The 21,541-nt window shown below is 45.8% G+C and carries 20 protein-coding genes; 2 read left to right on the top strand and 18 right to left on the bottom strand.

Annotated elements, in window-relative coordinates:
- Positions 1-53 precede the first annotated feature (53 nt).
- The 7 genes from KDM92_RS12330 to KDM92_RS12300 all read right to left on the bottom strand — a co-directional run bounded on the left by KDM92_RS12330 (position 54) and on the right by KDM92_RS12300 (position 8,474).
- Complete coding sequence (locus KDM92_RS12330; protein WP_212684768.1) at positions 54-530, bottom strand: hypothetical protein; 477 nt, start codon at positions 528-530, stop codon at positions 54-56.
- Positions 531-601: 71 nt separating this feature from the next.
- Positions 602-1,771, bottom strand: coding sequence for an MGDG synthase family glycosyltransferase (locus KDM92_RS12325; protein WP_212684767.1), 1,170 nt, complete (start codon positions 1,769-1,771; stop codon positions 602-604).
- A 233-nt stretch (positions 1,772-2,004) separates the two neighbouring features.
- Entirely contained in the window at positions 2,005-2,748 is a 744-nt protein-coding gene (gene trmB, locus KDM92_RS12320) for a tRNA (guanosine(46)-N7)-methyltransferase TrmB (RefSeq protein ID WP_212684766.1), read from the bottom strand.
- A gap of 308 nt (positions 2,749-3,056) precedes the next feature.
- Positions 3,057-3,590 (bottom strand): DUF3016 domain-containing protein, encoded by a 534-nt coding sequence (locus KDM92_RS12315; RefSeq protein ID WP_212684765.1) that lies wholly within the window; start codon positions 3,588-3,590, stop codon positions 3,057-3,059.
- A 170-nt stretch (positions 3,591-3,760) separates the two neighbouring features.
- Complete coding sequence (locus KDM92_RS12310; RefSeq protein ID WP_189344612.1) at positions 3,761-4,783, bottom strand: porin; 1,023 nt, start codon at positions 4,781-4,783, stop codon at positions 3,761-3,763.
- 377 nt (positions 4,784-5,160) lie between these two features.
- On the bottom strand, positions 5,161-6,378 hold the full coding sequence (locus KDM92_RS12305; RefSeq protein ID WP_212684764.1) for a multidrug effflux MFS transporter: 1,218 nt from the start codon (positions 6,376-6,378) through the stop codon (positions 5,161-5,163).
- A gap of 623 nt (positions 6,379-7,001) precedes the next feature.
- Positions 7,002-8,474 (bottom strand): NAD-dependent succinate-semialdehyde dehydrogenase, encoded by a 1,473-nt coding sequence (locus KDM92_RS12300; RefSeq protein WP_212684763.1) that lies wholly within the window; start codon positions 8,472-8,474, stop codon positions 7,002-7,004.
- Between the two features lie 371 nt (positions 8,475-8,845).
- Between KDM92_RS12300 and KDM92_RS12295 the strand changes: the two genes are divergently transcribed.
- Positions 8,846-9,328, top strand: a complete 483-nt coding sequence (locus tag KDM92_RS12295; protein ID WP_212684762.1) for a DUF5063 domain-containing protein — start codon at positions 8,846-8,848, stop codon at positions 9,326-9,328.
- Between the two features lie 72 nt (positions 9,329-9,400).
- On the top strand, positions 9,401-9,919 hold the full coding sequence (locus tag KDM92_RS12290) for a hypothetical protein (protein ID WP_212684761.1): 519 nt from the start codon (positions 9,401-9,403) through the stop codon (positions 9,917-9,919).
- A gap of 213 nt (positions 9,920-10,132) precedes the next feature.
- On the opposite strand, the gene KDM92_RS12285 is transcribed toward KDM92_RS12290, so the two are convergent.
- The 11 genes from KDM92_RS12285 to KDM92_RS12235 form a co-directional block, all read right to left on the bottom strand.
- Positions 10,133-11,353, bottom strand: coding sequence for a THUMP domain-containing class I SAM-dependent RNA methyltransferase (locus KDM92_RS12285; protein WP_212684760.1), 1,221 nt, complete (start codon positions 11,351-11,353; stop codon positions 10,133-10,135).
- A 94-nt stretch (positions 11,354-11,447) separates the two neighbouring features.
- The gene (locus tag KDM92_RS12280) at positions 11,448-12,050 is read right to left on the bottom strand and encodes a 2-hydroxychromene-2-carboxylate isomerase (protein WP_212684759.1); all 603 of its coding nucleotides are present in this window, start codon (positions 12,048-12,050) and stop codon (positions 11,448-11,450) included.
- Positions 12,051-12,313: 263 nt separating this feature from the next.
- Positions 12,314-12,736, bottom strand: coding sequence for a CopD family protein (locus KDM92_RS12275; RefSeq protein WP_212684758.1), 423 nt, complete (start codon positions 12,734-12,736; stop codon positions 12,314-12,316).
- A 29-nt stretch (positions 12,737-12,765) separates the two neighbouring features.
- Entirely contained in the window at positions 12,766-14,052 is a 1,287-nt protein-coding gene (locus KDM92_RS12270) for a glutamate-5-semialdehyde dehydrogenase (RefSeq protein ID WP_212684757.1), read from the bottom strand.
- 177 nt (positions 14,053-14,229) lie between these two features.
- Positions 14,230-15,249: a DNA polymerase III subunit delta gene (gene holA / locus KDM92_RS12265; protein WP_189344621.1), complete on the bottom strand. Its 1,020-nt coding sequence runs from the start codon at positions 15,247-15,249 to the stop codon at positions 14,230-14,232.
- A gap of 95 nt (positions 15,250-15,344) precedes the next feature.
- On the bottom strand, positions 15,345-15,863 hold the full coding sequence (locus tag KDM92_RS12260) for an LPS-assembly lipoprotein LptE (RefSeq protein ID WP_212684756.1): 519 nt from the start codon (positions 15,861-15,863) through the stop codon (positions 15,345-15,347).
- Positions 15,864-16,126: 263 nt separating this feature from the next.
- The gene (gene leuS / locus KDM92_RS12255; RefSeq protein WP_212684755.1) at positions 16,127-18,754 is read right to left on the bottom strand and encodes a leucine--tRNA ligase; all 2,628 of its coding nucleotides are present in this window, start codon (positions 18,752-18,754) and stop codon (positions 16,127-16,129) included.
- Between the two features lie 119 nt (positions 18,755-18,873).
- A complete protein-coding gene (locus KDM92_RS12250) occupies positions 18,874-19,383 on the bottom strand; it encodes an ExbD/TolR family protein (RefSeq protein ID WP_329603157.1) in 510 nt (169 codons plus the stop codon).
- Positions 19,384-19,397: 14 nt separating this feature from the next.
- Positions 19,398-20,057, bottom strand: coding sequence for a MotA/TolQ/ExbB proton channel family protein (locus tag KDM92_RS12245; protein ID WP_212684754.1), 660 nt, complete (start codon positions 20,055-20,057; stop codon positions 19,398-19,400).
- A 27-nt stretch (positions 20,058-20,084) separates the two neighbouring features.
- Complete coding sequence (gene dapB, locus KDM92_RS12240) at positions 20,085-20,891, bottom strand: 4-hydroxy-tetrahydrodipicolinate reductase (RefSeq protein WP_212684753.1); 807 nt, start codon at positions 20,889-20,891, stop codon at positions 20,085-20,087.
- 48 nt (positions 20,892-20,939) lie between these two features.
- Positions 20,940-21,467 carry an outer membrane protein assembly factor BamE gene (locus KDM92_RS12235; RefSeq protein ID WP_189344626.1) on the bottom strand — a complete coding sequence of 176 codons (528 nt, stop codon included), beginning with the start codon at positions 21,465-21,467 and terminating at the stop codon, positions 20,940-20,942.
- Positions 21,468-21,541: the final 74 nt, after the last annotated feature.

The raw sequence follows: 21,541 nt of genomic DNA, 5'->3' as shown, positions 1-21,541 counted from the left end.
TCACAATGGGTGGGTACGGTGATATAGCAGCAATTTCTACGAGTCCATCTGACTTAATTTTTCTTCTGATTAAATGAGTAGACCAACAAAACTATGGCAATCAAAGAAAAAGTCCAATAGTCGGTAGGCAATCCCCACCACCAATGCTTATGCCAAAAGACATCAATAGGATTAAATCGTGTTAATCCAAATGCGGGGTTGAGCACAAACCACAAAAAATCCTCAACAATCCAAAACACCATAATGCACGCGAGCGCACGCGCTTGTAGTTTCCATGACCATATTTGCAAAAAGAAAAATGGTAGATGAAAAACCATGGCAATGAATGGAAAAACCCAAGCGTGATAGCCGGTCATTGCTCGCCCACCCCAAAAAATATCCAACAACCAATGCTGTTCAATGCGCCAAGTTGGCAAACTTGTTGCCCATCCGGCACCACCTTCGATCTGGATTTCCACCTCGGCGAAGAAAAACGCCATCAGGCCAACCCAGCATAAAGTGAGCAACAAGCCCTTCCACTGTAAGCGCATAAACTGTCCTTAAATAATCTTGTTTAAATTGGTTTCATCCCTATTGCAAGAATATTGATGAAGAGTTTTTCTCAACACAGACTAGCAAACACGCGCTCAAATACCGCTTGTGCCGCATTTGGTTTACCGAGCAGTTTTGCGCGCTGCGCCATCATTGATAATCGATCTGGCTGTGCGATTAATTCTTGAATACGGTAGATCAGCGCAAGTGAATCAACTGCTTTTAATGCGACGCCCTGCTCCAATACATAATCTGCATTACGTTCTTCTTGACCGGGAATCGGTGCATTCACAATCATCGGCAAACCCATTGCCAAACACTCTGAGGTCGTGAGCCCACCAGGCTTGGTAATCACCACATCAGCACACGTCATTAATCGTTCAACCTGCGAGGTAAAGCCGATAGGAAAAAGGCGCTGTGGGTAAGAAAGTGCAAGGGTTTGTAATGCCTGCAAGGCTCTTTGATTTTTCCCGGCAAGTACGATTAATTGAAACTGACTAGAGGGATTTTCTGCTGGCAATTGAAGTTCAAGCAAACGTGCCGCAACTTCAGCCAAATCACCGAGACCAGCACCACCGCCCATCAAGATCATCGTAAAGCGTGATGGTGCCAATCCAAATGCCGGCGCGCACTCGTCTCTCGATAAATTCTCTGCAAATGCTGGCATGATAGGAATCCCGGTTACATGGATCGTCTCTGCCGCAATTCCATGCTCGCGCATACGAAAAGCTACTTCCTGATTTGCGGCAAAATAACCCGCCATTCCCTTGTGCACCCACATTCTGTGCAGATCAAAATCCGTTACTTGCACCCACACCGGACAATCCAATTCATGTCGCGCAATTAATCTCGCCAACATTTCTGCTGGCAAGAAATGTGTACAAATAATTGCATCGGGATTTAAGTTTGCGATTTCGCGCAGTAGTGCTTTGGCGTTCCAGCGTTCTAAGCTACGCCGTAATTTTTCCATTGAACTATCGGTGCGCGCATCGTTGGTGAAGTTATATAAATGGCCCCACAAGGTCGGAGCTCGATTCACCAAACGCACATAAAAATCAGTATAGATTTTACGAAAGCCAAGTGTCACAAAATCCATCACATCAAGATGAATCACGCGACAATCTGGCTTAGCACTCTGTGCATATGCGCGAATCGCCTCTGCTGCGCGGGCGTGTCCCGCTCCCGCTGAAACGCTCAAGATTAAAATGGTTTTGCCGGATCGTGTTTGTTGCTCTGTCATAGGAGACAGATTGTAGAGACGCTAAGTGACAGTAAGATGACAGTGATTAAGCCCAACAAGCAAAATCACCAACGAATTCGCGAGCTCGCAATAGATGAAAAAAAACGCAGCCCTATTACAGGCTGCGTTTTGTTATCTATCGCTATCGCAGTGATCGATTACAGTTGTTAATCAGATTTATGTACAATAAATGTGACAAAAATTAAGCGTCACAAAGTGCGTGATGATCCAACTTACTTCTTCTCGAATACCAAATCCCACACACCATGACCTAACTTCAAACCACGATTTTCAAACTTGGTTACAGGTCGATAATCTGGGCGTGGCGCATAGCCATCTGCGGTATTTTTCAAGCTTGGATCAGCACTAAGCACTTCTAACATTTGCACAGCATAATCTTCCCAATCGGTCGCGCAATGAATATAGCCGCCAGATTGAATCCGCGAGGCCAATAAAGCGACCATCGGCCCTTGAATCAAACGACGTTTATTGTGACGTGCCTTATGCCAAGGATCAGGAAAAAACACATGCACACCAGCCAAGGATTCGGGCGCGATCATGTGCATTAATACCTCGTACGCATCGTGTTGAATAATGCGCTGATTTTGCAAGCCAGCTGCTTCGGTCAGTTTCAATAAATTACCAACACCTGGCGTATGGACTTCGACTCCAATAAAATTTTTCTCAGGCATCAGGGTCGAAATTTTGGCACTGGTCTCGCCCATACCAAAGCCAATTTCAAAGATAGTTGGCGCTTGTCGTCCAAACGTCGCATCTACATCGAGTAAGCCCTTTTGATAAGGAATCATATACTTAGCGCCCAAGATTTCAATCGCTTTTAATTGGGCATCAGAGAGTCGTCCTGCGCGGGTGACAAAACTACGAATACGGTACTCGGTTGGATCATAAAAAAGCGACTTACGTGGCTCTTCGGTTGGCGCAGTAGCATCGCCTGTTTTGGGATTTTCTGTAGACATGGATCAATTCGGTGGAGAAAAATAGAAGCAACATCGTGAAATTTATGCGTTTAATGCAATACGTTCAGCTAATTTGCTTCAAGAAGGCGCTATTTTACGTGGCTTAAGGAGCGCTTGGCAAACCTAATCATTGCTCAATAAAGCTGTATCGACAAAGCAGACTCAACAATGGATCACTGATTCACTGCAATCATGCTTACAAACATGCATAAAAATTTGCACAGAAATAAAAAAGGTCGATTCAAAATTGAATCGACCCTTCATAAAAACAGTTATTACTTAAATTAATTTATTTAATTTAAATAAAGCTATTTGGTCGCAGTAAGTGTTTTCGCATCTTGTGAAGGAAATGCACCTGAAACGACTTGATGTTTAAACCAATCTTGCAACATTTTTTCTTCAAACTCGAATGAAGTCTTACCTGAAGGAATACGAACTCGACGCAAGTAGTCCATATCGCGCAATTCTTCCTTGCCGCTGGCGACCACTTCTTGTTGCGCATTTTTCAACGCATAAGTGAATTGGATGCGTGGCCAATCAATTTCTTTCATCCAACGAATCTGATCATAATGGATTGTCATTCCTGGTCGGATGTCACCTGCCAAATCAATGTCAGTAACATTTATTTCTAACCGATAGCCCTCTGGTAGTTTGGCGGCAAAGCCTGCAAACACCGAGGTGAATTCCTCTGTCAAACGTTCACGAAAACGCTCTTTTTGTTCATGGCCAGCCTTGATATCTGTGAAATTATCAAGCTTCGCAAAGCTCACTTTCGCTTCACCTGCGAATACGGCTGTTGAAGTCAAGCTTAGTGCCAATACGGCCAACAATAATTTTTTCATGATCTCACCTTTCCAATACAAATTATCCAATGGACTGCTGCATTGTAGTCCAAAAAAAATACGGGACAAGGCATATTACACTTACGTAAAAATTCTATACAAATCCATACAAAAAAAGCTGCCATCGCGGGCAGCTTTTTCTGAATTTTCAATCAAACTGATTGAGCAAATTAGAACTTATGGCGAATACCAAAGTTAAACAAAGTTGCTGTCGCGCCATTCACATCCGCTAAAGTCTTCACAGACTTTTCGTTTTCTACACGAGCCATTGATGCATACAAGTTAGTACGCTTAGACAAGTCATAGGTGTAACCCAATGCGATACGATTTGAGTCTGCATTTGTGCTGGTTTTAACTTTAGAATCTGTGTAGCTCAAGATAAAAGTATTGGCACCTTCTTTGATCGAACCACCGATCATGTACAACTGTTCTTTAGTTTCTTTCAAAACTGTCAAACTTGTTGAGCCTTTGATCTCTTCATACATCGCGTTTAATTTCACACCGAAGAAATCTTTACCGAGATCATAAGACATACCAGCCAACAATTTTTCGCCACCCACAGCCAAATTGCCGTTTGTATCTTTTACTTGATCCCAAACGATGTTCGCCATCAAAGGACCATTTGCATACGCAGCTGCGACGCTAGTTACGCGGTTTGCTTTTGCATCGCCCGCTTTTTCACCGAAGCCATATTGACCAGCAACAGAGAAACCGCCGCCAAAGCTATTTGATGTGTAAGTGATGGAGTTATCACGAACTGCGTTGATCTTGAACATCAAATCTGTTTTACCCAACAAACCATCCATGAATGGATCGATTTGCGCACCGTAGATGTATGTCAATGATTTGTGACGACCCAAGTTCACAGAACCGAAGTCTGCGCTAGACAAGCCAACCCAAGCGCCGCGTGCAAAAATTGCAGAGTCATTTGCACCAGTATCTGCTTTCAAACCCATTTCCAAATTGAAGTTGGCTTTCAAACCACCGCTCAATGTTTCTGTACCTCTGAAGCCCAAACGGGATGTGGAGTTCAAGCCACTATCCAAAGATGTTAATGAACCTGCACCTGCTTTTTTGTATGCAACACCTGCGTCAACGATACCGTAAACCGTGACTGATGTTTGCGCCATTGCGGCACCAGAAAATGCACCTAATGTTGACAATGCGGCTAGTGCAAGAATTGATTTTTTCATAGCTAAAGTTCCAGAAAATTAAAAAATTTGTTTTTTTACAGACTACCGAGACAGCACTGCAAAAAGCGGATTACAAGTCTAATTTAAAGCCTTGAACCAGTTCAGCGATCCAACGACAGGCGCAAGTATAGAGAGTAAAAATGACATGTATGTGACACAACAGTGACGGTTATGTGACATGACAACAGATTGGAATTTCGGCAGAAATAAAAAAAGCCGCTTATAAATTCGCGGCTTTTTTGCGGCTTCTTTTGTAACGCAATCAATAGGACGTAATTCATAGGCTAGCTGCGCCAACTATCTACGTCGCGGCATGAGATCATCTGAATGATGACGCAGGTTTACTGAATCTTAATATCGATAAGTATCAATAGATATCAATGCGTACCAATCACTTTATGTCTACGCGCATAAACACGGCCCGCATACCACAACGCCAAACCTAGCAAGGCAAAACCAAGTTGCCCCAAAGCCAGCGATAACACAGAATGATCGAGAGCAGGTGCCATCACACCCGCAACAACCGCACTTAATAAAGTGACCGAGGCCGATTGGCAAGATGCAACGATGCCACGAATATGGGGAAATAACTCAAGCACCATTAAAGTTGCACCAGGAAACACCACAGACATTCCAAACGCATAAAAAAACAAAGGGATCACCGACCATGGCAACATCGGCATAGAAAAGAAATGGAACACCACATTCGCGAAAGCCGCGCTCAACAAAAACATAAAACCGATACTCACTTGACGTGTGATGGTTAAACGTCCAGCCAAACGATTGGCGGCAAGAGAACCTAAGAAAATTCCACCAACCATGGGCACAAACTGCCAACCAAAACTTTGCGCATCTAATTTCAAGTGCTGTGTAACAAAGGCAGGCGCGGAAGAAATAAACAAAAAGATACCTGCAAAATTACACGCTATCGTTCCTGCCATAAAATGAAAGCCAGGCGATTTAAACACATCGCGATAACTCTCCCACAAAAAATTCACATTAAACGGTTGGCGCTTTTCGACAGGTAAAGATTCCGGCAAATATTTATAACAAGCGATCAACAACAAAACCGTGTACACAAACAGCAGTAAAAAAATCGTACGCCAATCGGAATGCGATACCACCCAGCCACCAATAATCGGCGCAATCGCTGGTGCAATCGAAAAGATCATTGTCACCAAGGATAACAAACGCTCTGCAGGCGCGCCTTCATACAAATCACGCACAATCGCCCGACCAATCACCATCCCCGCACCAGCTGCCACACCTTGCATGATGCGAAACACCCACAAATAATGCACGGTGTGTGCCGAAGCACAACCAAACGAGCCGATCGCAAAAACCACCAAAGCAACCAACACCACATTACGTCGTCCAAATGAATCAGACAATGCACCATGCCACAAAGTCATGGCGGCAAACGACAACATGTACGCCGTCAAAGTCTGCTGCACCTCTATCGAAGATGCATGCAAGCTCGTTTGTATAGAAGAAAACGCTGGCAAATACGCATCGATAGAAAATGGTCCAAGCATCGACAAGGCAGCAAGTAAAGTTGCTAAGCCCGCGTTACTCAATTTAATTTTGGAATGCATAAACTACTTTCTCTTCTTTTCTACTTTGCGCAAAACGATTTCTAACGAATTGCGAATAATTGCGAATTAATGACTACTAAAATACTGAATAAAATTACTGACTAAAAATTGCGGATAATTACAAGTAATTTCCAATCATTGCCAATCTGAGATCAATATTGTTCCATCGTTGATAAAGCTCCTTCCCCTTCAAGGGGAAGGCTGGGATGGGGAAGGGTTACAAACGACCAAAACTCGACTCTGAAAATACAATCCATCCCCACCCTCTTCCTTGAAAGCATAGTTATCTATACAAGTCAAAGTTCTAATAACACTCCCTCTCCCGCAAGCGGGAGAGGGTTGGGGTGAGGGAGGCTAACAAGCGAGAAAACATATCGACTGCATGTGTTCTAAATACAGAACGCGGCATTTAAATATGCATTTCGTCAATCTGAACTACCCTCATCCCCGCCTTCTCCCGCTTGCGGGAGAAGGGGTTTCTAGGCAAATCTGAACTTGTATAGCTACCGATGCCTTGAAAGGTAGGGAGCTTAAAGCCCATTTAACCTTCGCAGAAATCACAAAGAATAAAATATGAACAGCTCTAAGCTTTGTATTGAATCGGAGATCAATTCAAAAAAAATTCAAATCCCACCCAAACAAACATACTTCATCTCCAAATACTCATCCATCCCGTATTTAGAACCCTCTCGCCCCAAACCAGATTGTTTAACGCCGCCAAACGGCGTCACTTCATTCGCGATCAGTCCGGTATTAACACCAACCATACCGTACTCCAATTTTTCAGCCACACGCCACACGCGGCCAATATCGCGCGCATAGAAATACGCCGCCAAACCAAAATCCGTGTCATTAGCAGCAGCGATCACTTCTTCTTCACTACTAAAGCGCGTTACCGCTGCCAAAGGACCAAAGGTCTCTTCACGCATCACCAGCATCTGATGATTGACGTCGGCAATGATGGTTGGTTCAAAAAATAATCCACCTTTTTCATGCGACTTGCCGCCCGCCAAGACGCGAGCACCTTGCGCCACCGCATCAGCAACGTGCGCTTGTACTTTTTCCAAAGCCTGTTGGTCAATCAAAGGGCCTTGCTTTACGCCGATTTGCGTACCCTCGCCTACTACGACTTTCTTACTGGCGAGCGCAAACTTCGTTAAGAATTCTTCGTATAAAGATTCGTGTACATAAAAGCGATTGGTGCAGACACAAGTCTGTCCGGCGTTGCGGAACTTCGATTGCAAAGCACCTTCCACCGCTGCATCGACATCGGCATCTTCAAACACAATAAACGGCGCATGCCCCCCAAGCTCCAAAGCCAGCTTTTTCAAAGTTGGTGCGCATTGCTGCATCAAAATACGACCGACTGGCGTCGATCCAGTGAACGATAAATGCCGCACTACCGAACTACCGCACAGCACGCGACCAATCGCAATCGATTGCTCTGCATCGGCGGTTAATACATTCAATACCCCCGCAGGCATGCCCGCACGCAAAGCCAAATCGGCCAAAGCCAATGCACACAAAGGCGTTTGCTCCGCTGGTTTAATCACGATCGTACAACCCGCCGCCAATGCCGGCGCCACCTTACGCGTAATCATCGCCAATGGAAAATTCCAAGGCGTAATCGCCGCGCAGACACCAATCGGCTGCTTCAACACCATCGTGCGCTTATCCACCCAAGTTGATGCCAACACATCGCCTGAAACTCGTTTTGCTTCCTCCGCAAACCATTCGACAAAACTCGCGCCATATAAAACTTCGCCCTTCGCTTCCGCCAAAGGCTTACCCTGCTCCGCGGTCATGATGGCTGCCAAATCATCGGCATTCGCCACGATCAAATCAAACCACTTACGCAAGATGTTCGCGCGTTCTTTGCCCGTCAAAGCAGACCAAGCAGGCAAAGCGTCCTGCGCGGTTTGTATCGCGTCTTGCGCATGGGCGGTATCGAGATTACTGACCTCGGCAATCAAGGCACCTGTGGCAGGGTTATGAACAGCAAATCGCTCTGGCGTATCTATCCAATTGTTTTGAATAAAAGCGTGGTCATGGATTAATGCGCTGTCTTTGAGTTGAAGGCGAGTAGTGATAGTCATGGGAGTCAGTAAAAAAAAATAGTGCGGGAGACATGGCATACCGACAACCAAATGCATGAAGTGGCCGAAATATGCAATACTCAATAAGCATGCCGCACGGAAAGTAGAAGGATACGCCAAAAGTGCGCTGCCTGCTTGACTGCGCTTGATGCTTTGCCATGCTTTAATGATGTGATCAATAATGTCGGCGACCGCTGTGCCGAGCTGATTATTGGCTTCCTGCTGTTAAACCTTTTTTCACGAGGTATAACAAAAAAGAACTACGCTGGATGCGGGATTCGAGAGACTTCAAACTTCATTGCTAGTTTTTTAAGAATATGTTAACTTTGGTTTTTTCATCTTAATACAAGTTAGAGCTCAACAACTCTCCTATGGAAAGTCCGCTAAAAAATTTTGCAGAAGTGGCGCGCAAGTTCTGCGCATGGGCGGAGACTCAGCCGGTATCGACAGAAAACGAAGTTAAAACTGCGATTGAGTTATTGGCTAATTTGTCCTCGGCTATCTTGGCTACCTCCAACCTTGGGTTTGGTGAAGACTTAGAGGGGGAAAGAATCTCAGATGAAGAATGGAGGGTCACTTACAATCGGTTTGGCTTTCTACCCTTCAACTATTATTCGACATTCTTCAATCCCGCCAACGTCGGGAAAGAAGAACCAGTAATTGGAGATCTTGCCGATGATTTAGCGGACATCTATCGCGACTTAAAGGCTGGTTTTTGGCTGTACGATCGCGGCCATGTTAAAGAGGCAGTTTGGGAGTGGCGGCAAAGTTTTCAAACCCATTGGGGCAGGCACGCAACGGGGGCGCTATACGCGCTTCATGCATGGTCAACAAATGAGAGCATACAACTCTAACAATTCACTCCAGCCGACCGGCTACGCCGGCGGCTGAGTTCAACCGTTAAATAACTAAGTTTAGGAAGAGAAATGTCGCTTCGTTACTTCTACGTTACACCAGCAGATTTGCTCAACAAACTTGAACGGGAGCTTTATCGAACTTTCCATGCCGGTGCTGACATTCGCAAAGAGGAAATGTGCGATCACTTTTTTAATTTCTGTGTTACAGCACATGCCTTGCGCGATTGGGTCAAAAAACATCCAAGTTTTCCGGCCGACTTGGATGTTCACGAAAAATGCAATGGATATTCTGAATTGGCTGCATGCCGGGATATCGCGAATTCCAATAAGCATTTTAATTTTGAGTCTACTCGGATTGCAAAAGGAGCGGTTATATCTCGTTCTAGCGTCGCAGATGTGTATGAAGACAGGAATGGCGATTTGCATGTTGCTGATCCACGAGAAAGCATCGAAATATCAATCATTATCGAAGGCGAGCAGATTCAAGAATCCCATCAGTTTATGAAAAAGGTCATAGATACGTGGTCCGGACTGTTGAAAGAGTTCAATATTCCTTTTGAATCTATCTATGAACGAAATACTATTTAACTTGTCGCCCAACACTGACTTGCCTTCGACAAGCCAGTTAGCTTGGCGTTATGTTTTAATTGGTGATTTTTTGGCTATTCCATGAAAAATTTATTTAGCGCCGTAGGTGCGCATATTGATCAAAGTGTAGAGAAGCACATCTAAATGTAAGCTATCTCAATGAATCGATACGTGCGAATCTGCTACGCTATTCGCACCTACAAAACACAAAAATTACTCAGCGTCTTTAGGTTTAGCTGCTTCTCTTCGATTAAAACCCGCCACCATATCAAAGCGGAATAGACGACATTCCAAAGCACCATTAAAGAACGGTGTTTTACGTGATTCTTTAAGACGTAAAAGTTTTGGCAAACCCAAATCGGCAGTGAACAAGAACACGCTCCAACCAGCAAAGCGTTGCTTCAATGTAGCACTGAACGCGGCGAAAAATTCGCGTGCTAAATCGTCGGGTTCGAAGCTTTGATCACCGCGTACGCCGATACGTTCGCCGTAAGGTGGGTTGGTTAACAAGATACCTGGCTGCTCAGTTGGTGCTTTGATTTCTTGCGCTTCGATTTGTTTGAGCGGTACTTCAAATTTGATACCCGCTTTGTTCAAATTATTGCGCGTCATGCTGACCATGTCGCCAGAAATATCGCTGCCGAAAATTGTTGGTTCGGTTGGTAATGGATTAGCGCGTATGCTTTTTTTGATGTCTTGCCATTCTTCTTCATTGAAGGCGGCAAATTTTTCAAAGGCGAATTCGCGACGCATGCCGGGTGGAATGCCTGCGACCATTTGCGCTGCTTCAATCAAAATCGTGCCCGAACCGCACATAGGGTCAAACAAAGGTACGCCTGGTTTCCAGCCTGAAGTACGGAGCAAACCTGCTGCCAAATTTTCGCGCAAAGGCGCATCGCCTGTTTCTAAACGCCAGCCGCGTTTGAATAAGGCTTCACCTGAAGTATCGAGATAAACGGTGTAGTTGTGTGCATCTAAGAAACCGACGATGCGCATATCCGGTTGTTTGGTATCAACCGATGGGCGTTGCGTGAATTGATCGCGGAAACGATCGCAGATCGCATCCTTAATTTTAAGTGTGGTGAATTCTAAACTCTTGAGTGGCGACTTCACCGCAGTGACATCAACGCGTATCGTGTGGTGATAGCCAAACCAATCTTCCCACGGCTGTTCTAGCGTCAAATCGTAGATATCGTTTTCGTTGGTGTAACCACCGTGCGCCATCCGCAACAGGACGCGGGAAGCGATACGTGAATGCAAGTTGACGCGATACGCATCATTCAGCTCGCCAGAAAAATGTACACCACCTGGCACTTGTGTGTGGACGTGTATCGTCTTAGGTGATTTGAGATCGGCGATCTCGTTGAGCTCTTCGGCTAAAGCCGTTTCCAAACCGCGTGGGCACGGGCAAAAATAAGAATAACGTGTTTTCATGGGGGACCTTTTTTCCGTCATGGTTTTAAAAACTCTGACCACGCTGCGTGACCAGAGGGCTTACTAAAAATTAAATGCAAATACTTTTTTCGAACTAAGACGCAAACGCGCGTTCAAGAAAATCTAATCTATCTTGTCCCCAAAAGCCGTCGCCTTTGTACACATACCAAGGGGCGCCAAAAACATTGGCGGCAATCGCATCATTGGTATTGCGTTCATAGTCAGCTTGTACTGCTGCGGTTTCTGCTGACTTTACCAATTGTTTGCCATCTAAATCTGCATCACAGGCGAGGCCAATTAGAGTTGCTTCATCGGCGATATTTTTTTGTTCTGCCCACATGGCACGCATGATCAATGTTGATAAAGCCAATGCGACTTCGTTACCATGCGCGATTTGCGCAGCGATGATTAATCGCGCTGCAGGATCGGGCGTAACCGGAAAAAACTGAGGTTGCACATGCATAGGGACTTGCAAAAAGTCGCTCCAACGCTGCAACTCGAGCAGACGATAAGCTTGTCGTTGCGGCGCGCGTTTGGCCAATGGTAAACCGCCAGACGCTGCAAACACACGGCTTAAATCGCAAGGTTTAAGAGCAATTTTTACTTTGTGCTTGGCTGCAATATCGATAAAGCGTTGATGACCTAAATAAGACCAAGGTGAATGGGGTGCGAAATAGTAATCACAAACTTTGCTCATGCAAGACACTCCACAGGTTAAACGTCTATCTGTTGTCTGATTGACTAATCGACTCTCAAACTTGGTACTCCATTCAACATACTAAGCTGCACAAATTGTAGGGCGGGTGCAACCCGCGCCGCACGCCAATTTAGCACCTAAGCAGCGCGGGTTTCACCCGCCCTACGAGACTTTTGTTTCTGCTGAACTACCCTCATCCCTGCCCTCTTCCGCTCGCGGGCGAGGGAGTGTTATCTGCATTCGACTTTTCTACAAATAGCCGACTAAAACGGTTTCACCACCACCAAAATCACTGCCGCAATCATCATTAATACTGGTACTTCATTGAAAAAGCGGAACCACTTGTGGCTGCGTTTGTTTTGACCGCGTTCAAATTTTTTCAAGACACTGCCGCAAGCATGGTGATAGCCGATCAACAAAACTACAATCGCTAACTTCGCATGCATCCAGCCATTACCTGGCCCTTTGCCAATACCGTAGCCTAGCCATAACCAAAAGCCCAATACCAATGCAGGAATCATCAAGATGGTCATAAAGCGGTATAACTTACGTGCCATTAGCAGCAAACGTTCAACGCTAGGTTGATGACTTTCCATCGCCAAATTGACAAAAATACGCGGCAAATAAAATAAGCCGGCAAACCAAGAGGCGATAAATACTATATGAAATGCTTTGACGTAGAGCATGGATGACCTTATTTTTGACTATATTTCTGTTATTGGCGAACTTCACCATGACCAAAGACCACGTATTTCAAAGAAGTTAATCCTTCCAAGCCAACGGGTCCGCGCGCGTGCAGTTTATCATTAGAAATGCCAATTTCCGCGCCGAGCCCATATTCAAATCCATCCGCAAATCTGGTCGATGCATTCACCATCACAGAAGCTGAATCGACTTCACGCAAAAATGCCATCGCGCGACTATAGTCTTCGGTGATGATGGATTCTGTGTGTTTGGACGAATATTGTGTGATGTGTGCGATCGCTTCCGCCATGTCCGCGACGACTTTAATTGCCAAAATCGGCGCTAAATATTCGGTGGACCAATCAGCTTCTTGTACTTGGGCTAGATGAGGATAAGCGTGTAGGATTTGTGCTGCTTGTGCATCACAACGCAATTCTACTTTTTCAGTCAAATAACGCTCGGCTAACAAGGGCAAAACCTTCGGTGCAATTGCTTCGGCCACCAATAGAGTTTCCATTGTATTGCACGTACCATAACGATGGCATTTTGCATTAAATCCTATATCGATCGCTTTTTGAATATCCGCTTTATCATCGATATAAACATGGCAAATACCATCCAGATGCTTGATCATTGGCACAGTCGCTTCGCGCATCAAGCGTTCTATCAAACTTTTGCCACCACGCGGGACGATCACATCGACATATTCTGGCATAGTAATCAAGGCACCAACCGCTGCACGATCGGTGGTAGCAACTACTTGCACCGCTTGTTCCGGCAAACCAGCCGCAGCTAAGCCTTCTTTCACCAGTAACGCCAGTGCGCGATTGCAATGAATAGCTTCGGAGCCACCGCGCAAGATGGTTGCATTACCACTCTTGATGCACAAACCCGCGGCATCCACCGTCACATTCGGTCGCGCTTCATAAATAATACCGATCACGCCCAGCGGCACGCGCATTTGTCCAACCTGTATGCCAGATGGGCGATATTTCATATTCGAGATTTCGCCGATGGGATCGGACAAGCGGGCAATTTGTTCTAGACCTTCTGCCATCGTAGCAATCGCTTTATCGCTTAAGGCAAGGCGATCTAACATCGCGGCATCCATGCCCGATGCTCGCGCTGCAGCGAGGTCTAATTCATTCGCTGTACGCAGTGCTGGTGCTTCACGACGGATAGCGGTTGCGATTGCCAGCAAGGCTTTATTTTTGGTCGCTGTGTCGGCCTTTGCCATCGCTCGTGAAGCGGCGCGAGCCTTCTGACCCAATGTCTGCATGTAATCTTGAATATTGTAGGTATTGAGATCCGTACTCATCTTTGTTTAACCTAAACTCTATTAGTATCATTGATTGGTTAGCGCTACGCATCTCAAAATTTCTTAGCTGGGATGCAGCACTAGGCGCTCAGCACGCACTACACAATCACCTTATATGTCGATATTGCGAGCATGAGCAACAACGCGATGCGCCCAAATAAGCGATTTGGCGAAGCGTTAATTTGCTTTTGCTACGCGCAAACCCAGATGCAACAAAGCATCCCAAGCGTCACCAGCAAATTTTGGCGCACGTAAGCCCTTCACCATTTTGTCGATTTGCGCAGCGTCTTGTAATGCTGCTTGCAGGGTCGCCAAACTCACGCGACGTAATGCGGGTTCCATGAGTTTTTCTCTTGGGCCCCAGATACGGTACTCTTTTAAGAGTGCCCCCAATGGGCGTCCTTGTGCGACGCCGGATTTTAATTTGAGTAAGGTGCGTAGCTCTTCTGCCATCGCCCACAAGACCAAAGGTAGCGCTTCGCCTTCACCTTTGAGTCCATCTAACATTCTGACCAAACGTGCCACATCACCGACTAGCATCGCTTCGTTGAGTTTAAAAACATCATAACGGGCGACGTTTAAGACTGCGTCATGGATCACGTCAAAACTCAATTTACCTTGTGGATGTAGCAAACCGAGTTTTTGAATTTCTTGATGCGCTGCGAGCAAATTGCCTTCCACCCTATCCGCAATAAACTCCAAGCTTTGACGATCGGCACTTTGGCCTTGTGCCGCCAATCGTTGTCCTATCCAATTCGGCAAGGCAACCCGTTCAATTAAAGGGATGTCGATATAGACGGCAACCTGCTGCAACATCGTCACCCAAGCTGCTTTTTGCGTTGCCCAATCAAGTTTAGGCAAGGTAATTAAAGTGATGTTATCGGGCGAGAGATCTCGTACATATTCTTGTAAAGCCGCACCGCCGTCTTTGCCTGGTTTGCCAGTCGGGATACGCAAATCAATCAGCTTTTTATCGCCAAATAAGGATTGCGATTGGTTCGCAGCGAGCAGTTCGCCCCACTTGAAATAGCGTTCTACCGTGAGAATTTCACGCTCTAAAAAACCTTGTGCTTTCGAGACTTTACGAATTTTGTCAGCGGTCTCTTGAACTAGCAAATGCTCATCGCTGGAGATGACATACATCGCCGCCAAACCTTTGGCGAGATGGGCATCAATAGCATCGTAGCGTAATTGCATATTCTGTTTTGACCTTAGTTTGCTTAGTTTGCTTAGTTTGCTTAGTTTGCTTAGTTTGCTTAGTTTGCTTAGTTTGCTTAGTGTGCTTAGTGTTCTTAGTCTGCTTTGACTGGTGCATCCATCTTCACGACGGCGAGACGGCGCATAATTTGTTGTACCAATTCCGATTGCATGTCGCGATACAACAAAGCTTCCTCCGCTTCTTTCGCGAGGACTTCATTCTCTTTAAAACTGAGATTGCGCTTCAAGCTAATCGTGGTCGGTTCTAATACTTCACGTCCGGCTTTATCACGCAAACGAAATTTCAAGTTGTAAATCAAATTGAATTCACGCACACGACCTTGGCTGTTCAGTGACAAGATCGTCTTATCACGCGACTCACCTAACACATCCAAAATCACATCCGCCGAAGTCGCTTGAGTAGTGACTTCCGTTTTACCATTCGCACGTAGATTGCGTTTGAGTTCACCGCCTAAAGCAGAACTATCTGGCAAACCGACGTAAATACTTTGGAACGGAAACGCGACTGCGCCGCGTAACGCGAAGCCGCAAGCGCTTAGACCCATGATAAAAACAAGATAACTAACAATTTTTAGAAAACGCTTTATGCTCATGAGGCTTTCACTCTACTTAACAACTGGGATTTCAAACTCCCTTCTCCCGCAAGCGGGAGAAGGGTCGGGGATGAGGGTGGTTCAGTTTCGAATAGAATCATCTAGGACGAAAATCAGGAGCGCCCACCGCTTTTTGACTTTCAACGACTTTATCGTTTCTGAACCGCCCTCACCCTAACCCTCTCCCGCTTGCGGGAGAGGGAATAATTAGGAGCTCAAATCTATGCATATCCTGCACCCGCCCCGCAAAAAATCAGTCAAACTCAAACAACAATATTCACCAACTTACCCGGCACAACAATAATCTTCTTCGGTGCACCTTCGATAAAACGTGCGGCACTTTCATTCGCTACTGCTGCCGCTTCTATCGTCGCTTTGTCAGCATCTTTCGCTACCTTGATACTACCGCGCAATTTGCCGTTCACTTGCACCATCAATTCGATTTCGTCTTGCACCAATGCCGCTGCATCGACTTGTGGCCAAGGTGCGTCGATGATGCCGCCGAGGTCTTTCGCATAGCCGAGCTCATTCCACAAAGCATGCGTGATATGCGGACAAACAGGATACAAAGCGCGCAACAAAATACCAAAAGCCTCACGCATCGCAGCAGCTGAACCTTCTGCTTCTGATTTGAACGATTCAATTGTATTCAACAATTTCATCGCACCAGAAACCACCGTGTTGTACTGCAAACGATCATAATCGCCATCGATCTGTTTCAAGGTGTTATGCACTTCAAAACGTAAAGCTTTGACATCTGCAGCGTAGTTCGCTGCAGGGGTTGCGCCAGCGGCAATCGTTACAGAGAATTTCAACGCTGTCGCCCACAGACGACGCAGATAACGTGATGCGCCTTCCACACCGCTGCTGCTCCATGCGGCACTTTGATCTGGAGGGCCTGCGAACATCGTGAACAGACGTGCAGTATCTGCACCAAATTGACTGATAATATCTTTTGGCTCGACTACATTGTTTTTGGACTTGGACATTTTCTCAATGCCACCCATTTGCACAGGCTGTCCATCGCTCTTCAAACTGGCGGAAATTGGACGACCTTTGTCATCATGCTGCACTTCCACTTCGTTCGGGTAGAACCATACTTTTTTGCCGCATGCATCTTCACGGTAGTAAGACTCATTCAACAACATCCCTTGCGTGAACAAGTTTTTGAATGGTTCGTCAATTTTCACCAAGCCCATATCACGCATGGCTTTAGTCCAGAAGCGCGCATACAACAAATGCAAGACCGCGTGTTCGACACCGCCGATATACTGATCCATCGCCATCCAGTAGTCGTTGCGTTCATCGACCATCGTTGTCGCATCTGGGCAGGTATAGCGCATGAAGTACCAACTGGAGTCGACGAAAGTATCCATGGTGTCGGTTTCACGATGCGCTGGTTTGCCGCATTTCGTGCACGGCACATTCAAGAAAGCTGCATGCGTTTTCAATGGATTGCCAGAGCCATCTGGAATACATTCGGTTGGCAAAACAACTGGCAAATCTTCGTATGGCACAGGCACATCGCCGCAGTCATCGCAATGGATGATAGGAATCGGTGTGCCCCAATAACGCTGACGAGAAATACCCCAATCACGCAAACGCCAAGTGGTTTTCTTCTCACCTACACCTTTAGCGACCAAATCGGCTGCAACAGCGTCGACAGCGGCTTTGTAGTTCAAACCATCGTATTTACCAGAATTGACCGTCACGCATTTTTGTTTATCGCCATACCATTCTGCCCAAGCATCGGTGGTGAAGTTCTCGCCCTCAACGGCGACGACTTGTTTGATCGTGATACCGTATTTTTTAGCGAATGCGAAATCACGCTCATCATGCGCAGGAACGCCCATCACAGCGCCATCGCCATAGCTCATCAACACGTAGTTGCCGACCCAAACTTCCACCTGCTCGCCAGTCAATGGATGCGTGACAAATAAACCTGTTGGCAAACCTTCTTTTTCTTTGGTCGCCATTTCTGCTTCTGTGGTACCGCCGGCTTTGCATTCTTCGATGAATGCTGCCAACTTCACATTATTCTTTGCAGCGACGGTTGCGATGGGATGCTCTGCAGCGACCGCACAGAAAGTCACACCCATAATGGTGTCAGGACGTGTGGTAAAGACGCACATCTTGCCGTCTTGTACCAAAGCGCCTGTGTCATCTTTAATCTCGTGGCTGAACGCGAAACGTACGCCCTCACTCTTACCTATCCAATTGCGCTGCATGGTACGAACTTGGTCTGGCCAACCATCGAGTTGGTCGATGCTAGACAAGAGCTCTTCCGCATATTGCGTGATGCCGAAGTAGTAGCCTGGAATCTCACGTTTTTCAACAATCGCACCAGAACGCCAACCGCGACCATCAATAACCTGCTCGTTCGCCAATACGGTTTGGTCGATCGGGTCCCAGTTCACTACTTGGGTCCTCTTATAAGCAATGCCTTTTTCCAACATCTTCAAAAACAACCATTGATTCCAACGGTAGTAATCTGGATCACAAGTTGCCACTTCACGTGACCAATCAAATGCCAAACCCAAAGGTTGCATTTGCGATTTCATATCTTCGATGTTGGCGTAAGTCCATTCTGCTGGTGATTTTTTGTAGGCAATCGCCGCATTTTCCGCTGGCAAACCAAACGCGTCCCAGCCCATAGGCATCAAGACGTTATAACCCTTCATGCGCAATTGGCGCGCCAGCATGTCGTTGATCGTGTAGTTACGCACGTGCCCCATGTGTAGCTTGCCAGATGGATATGGCAACATCGAGCAAGCGTAGTACTTCCCTTTGGGGAAACGCGGATCGTTTTCTACCGTTTTAAACGCGTTTGTTTGTGTCCAATGCTGCTGGGCGGCTAATTCGACTTCTGCTGGGCTATATTTTTCTTGCATGACAATTCGATTGAAGAAATAAGTAAAATTGGTAAAAAATGAAGGCTACATTAACCTTAGATTATAAGGCTAAAGCGCGATGATATGAGGGAATCCGCTGAGAAAAAGCCAGTTTTGACTTACTTTTTCAGGCTAGCGGTAGGTGATTGCGAAGATAATTGCGAAGTTGCTTGCAAAGCTGATTTGGTGGAACTCACTGCGGTCTTTGCCTCTGTCGCAAAGCCAATTTTATTTAACCCATGCGCTTGCGCAGCAGACATGACTTGGGCAATCGACTCATATCTGGTTGACTTATCTGCACGCAATAAAATCTCTGGTTGTGGCTTTTGTTTTGCACTCAATTCAAAGCGCGATCCAACTTGTTCCAATGTGACTAACTCGGCATCCCAAAACAATTTGCCTTCAGGATCAAAAGACAAAGTGATGGTTTTCAAATCTTGCGGTAAGGCTGACGATTCTGCTTGTGGCAACTCTAAGCGAATTGCATGATTGAGCAAAGGCGCTGCAATTATAAAAATCACCAGCAATACCAACATCACATCAACCATCGGTGTGACATTAATATCAGCCATCGCCACCATGGGCTTACCAGAACGACCACCGACACTTTTGAATTGACCAAATCCCATCAGTCAGACCTCAATCAATTCGCTTTGGTCAAATACGCGTGCAAATCGAAGGCGAAGCCATCTAATTCAGCGAATGTGATTCGATTAACACGATTGAATGCGTTATAAGCAAGCACAGCAGGAATCGCCACGATCAAACCTAAGCCTGTCATGACTAGTGCTTCACCAACCGGGCCAGCGACAAGATCAATTTGAATCGCAGATGAACCTGATACCGCTGTCAACGCATGGTAGATGCCCCACACAGTTCCCAGCAAACCAATGAAAGGTGCGGTAGCGCCAATTGAAGCTAGCAAAGTCAGTCCTGACTCTAAACGCACGGTGACGCGATTGAGTTCTTCTCGTATTACCCGCGTCACAATATCGCCAACCTCGGTTTTAGCCATAATTGATTTAGTCCGACTTGCAGGATTAACTGCTTGCAAACCTTGTTTTGCCAGCGGGGTATAAATATTTTCTACATCGAGCGCATCTAACAAGGTGACAGCATCCTCGATGCTTGGCGAGTTCCAAAATACTTGCAAAGCATGGGTGCTGCGTCGTATGCGCCAAAAAGACCAAGCCTTGGAAAAAATAGTGAACCAACTAATCAAGGACATCAAAATGAGAAAGACCGCAACAGCTCGACCTAACTCATCAAGTTGCATCCAATATTGGCTTAGTGTGATCGGCATAAACGAATCTCAACTTCCGTATTAAATTCAGTTCAAACCAAGTACATCGTACATATCAAACAAACCGGTTTGCTTATCCGCGAGGAAACGTGCTGCACGTAAGCTGCCATGCGCGTAGGTCACACGGCTAGACGACTTATGCGTAATCTCGACTCGCTCACCAATTCCTGCGAACAATACAGTGTGATCACCAACAATATCACCACCACGTACCGTCGCAAATCCTATCGATGATGGATCACGCTCACCTGTCACACCTTCACGCGAAAATACACCAACTTCTTTCAAATCACGTCCTAAAGTGTCGGCAATAACTTCGCCCATTTTTAGTGCCGTACCGGACGGAGCATCAATTTTGTGGCGATGATGGGCTTCAATAATTTCGATATCGTAACCGTGCGAAAAACTCTTAGCAGCCATTTCTAATAACTTCATCGTCACATTAACACCAACGCTCATATTGGGTGAAAACATAATAGCGGTCTTCTTTGCTGCTTCAGCGATTGCAGCTTTGCCAGCATCATCAAATCCCGTGGTACCGATGATCATTTTGATTCCATGCTCGGCGCAGTATTTCAAATGCTCTAAAGTGCCTTCAGGACGCGTAAAGTCAATCAAAAACTCCGCATCCGCTAAGCCTTTTGCTAAGTCAGATTCAATTTGAATACCTGTCGTTTTACCTAGCGCCAATCCAGCATCTATACCCAGAAATGCAGACTGCGGAATATCTAGCGCACCAGCAAGTTGCGCATCATCGGCGGCGACGATTGTTTCGATCAACATTTTACCCATGCGGCCAGATGCACCAGCCACAGCGATTTTCATACTAGACATAATTTTACTCGGTGAATTCTTGGCTTATTTATTAGCTTATTTGTTCGCTTATTTTTTCTTCGGCGCTTCTTCGGTAGGCATCGATTCATTACGTGATGTAATTGCCGAACTCGTAATGTGCGCGAGATATTCTTTTTCGGTCGGTAAATTACCACCTTCAAAACGCGCTACCGTATTGTCTTTGAAGAAAATCGCCAAACGACTAGAGATCACTTCACCATTCGGTTTCAACATACGGAATGGATAATCCCAACGATCTTCATGAAACATATCGGTTAATAAAGCAGTACCCAATAAGAAACGCACTTGCTCACGTGTCATGCCTTCTTTCAACTGAGACACCATTTCTTGCGACACGAAATTACCTTGTTGAATCGAAATTCGGTAAGGCGAAATAAAACCAAACAGCTTTTCGACACCAGTTGGTTTAACGATTTGTGTTCCCTTGACTGCATTTGCATCTGCTTCTGCAATTTCTGCTTTCTTTGTCGCACAACCAGACAGCACGACACACAAGGACGCCATGCCAACTAAAGCAAATCGATGAGAGATCTTTGTAAAACGGGTGAATTGCATAAACTACCTCAATTTTTCAAGCAAGAATGTCGAACTGGGAAACTTCAGATAAGATAGCAGAAATTTCTTACGCA

Origin of the sequence: Affinundibacterium baiyunense (genome assembly GCF_018139645.1) — a bacterium.
Taxonomy (GTDB): Bacteria; Pseudomonadota; Gammaproteobacteria; order Burkholderiales; family Burkholderiaceae_D; genus Undibacterium; species Undibacterium baiyunense.
The sequence above is the reverse complement of the archived record's forward strand: the minus strand, read 5'-3'. Positions and strand labels throughout refer to the sequence as shown.

What these genes read in the sequence shown, in the direction of transcription:
- KDM92_RS12260 (WP_212684756.1), bottom strand. Translation starts at nt 15,863, where the DNA reads ATGAGCATAAAGCGTTTTCTAAAAATTGTTAGTTATCTTGTTTTTATC.
- KDM92_RS12310 (WP_189344612.1), bottom strand. Translation starts at nt 4,783, where the DNA reads ATGAAAAAATCAATTCTTGCACTAGCCGCATTGTCAACATTAGGTGCA.
- KDM92_RS12315 (WP_212684765.1), bottom strand. Translation starts at nt 3,590, where the DNA reads ATGAAAAAATTATTGTTGGCCGTATTGGCACTAAGCTTGACTTCAACA.
- KDM92_RS12235 (WP_189344626.1), bottom strand. Translation starts at nt 21,467, where the DNA reads ATGCAATTCACCCGTTTTACAAAGATCTCTCATCGATTTGCTTTAGTT.
- KDM92_RS12250 (WP_329603157.1), bottom strand. Translation starts at nt 19,383, where the DNA reads ATGGGATTTGGTCAATTCAAAAGTGTCGGTGGTCGTTCTGGTAAGCCC.
- leuS (WP_212684755.1), bottom strand. Translation starts at nt 18,754, where the DNA reads ATGCAAGAAAAATATAGCCCAGCAGAAGTCGAATTAGCCGCCCAGCAG.
- KDM92_RS12295 (WP_212684762.1), top strand. Translation starts at nt 8,846, where the DNA reads ATGGAAAGTCCGCTAAAAAATTTTGCAGAAGTGGCGCGCAAGTTCTGC.
- KDM92_RS12280 (WP_212684759.1), bottom strand. Translation starts at nt 12,050, where the DNA reads ATGAGCAAAGTTTGTGATTACTATTTCGCACCCCATTCACCTTGGTCT.
- KDM92_RS12275 (WP_212684758.1), bottom strand. Translation starts at nt 12,736, where the DNA reads ATGCTCTACGTCAAAGCATTTCATATAGTATTTATCGCCTCTTGGTTT.
- KDM92_RS12285 (WP_212684760.1), bottom strand. Translation starts at nt 11,353, where the DNA reads ATGAAAACACGTTATTCTTATTTTTGCCCGTGCCCACGCGGTTTGGAA.
- KDM92_RS12245 (WP_212684754.1), bottom strand. Translation starts at nt 20,057, where the DNA reads ATGCCGATCACACTAAGCCAATATTGGATGCAACTTGATGAGTTAGGT.
- KDM92_RS12330 (WP_212684768.1), bottom strand. Translation starts at nt 530, where the DNA reads ATGCGCTTACAGTGGAAGGGCTTGTTGCTCACTTTATGCTGGGTTGGC.
- KDM92_RS12290 (WP_212684761.1), top strand. Translation starts at nt 9,401, where the DNA reads ATGTCGCTTCGTTACTTCTACGTTACACCAGCAGATTTGCTCAACAAA.
- KDM92_RS12270 (WP_212684757.1), bottom strand. Translation starts at nt 14,052, where the DNA reads ATGAGTACGGATCTCAATACCTACAATATTCAAGATTACATGCAGACA.
- KDM92_RS12305 (WP_212684764.1), bottom strand. Translation starts at nt 6,378, where the DNA reads ATGCATTCCAAAATTAAATTGAGTAACGCGGGCTTAGCAACTTTACTT.
- trmB (WP_212684766.1), bottom strand. Translation starts at nt 2,748, where the DNA reads ATGTCTACAGAAAATCCCAAAACAGGCGATGCTACTGCGCCAACCGAA.
- holA (WP_189344621.1), bottom strand. Translation starts at nt 15,249, where the DNA reads ATGCAATTACGCTACGATGCTATTGATGCCCATCTCGCCAAAGGTTTG.
- KDM92_RS12325 (WP_212684767.1), bottom strand. Translation starts at nt 1,771, where the DNA reads ATGACAGAGCAACAAACACGATCCGGCAAAACCATTTTAATCTTGAGC.
- dapB (WP_212684753.1), bottom strand. Translation starts at nt 20,891, where the DNA reads ATGTCTAGTATGAAAATCGCTGTGGCTGGTGCATCTGGCCGCATGGGT.
- KDM92_RS12300 (WP_212684763.1), bottom strand. Translation starts at nt 8,474, where the DNA reads ATGACTATCACTACTCGCCTTCAACTCAAAGACAGCGCATTAATCCAT.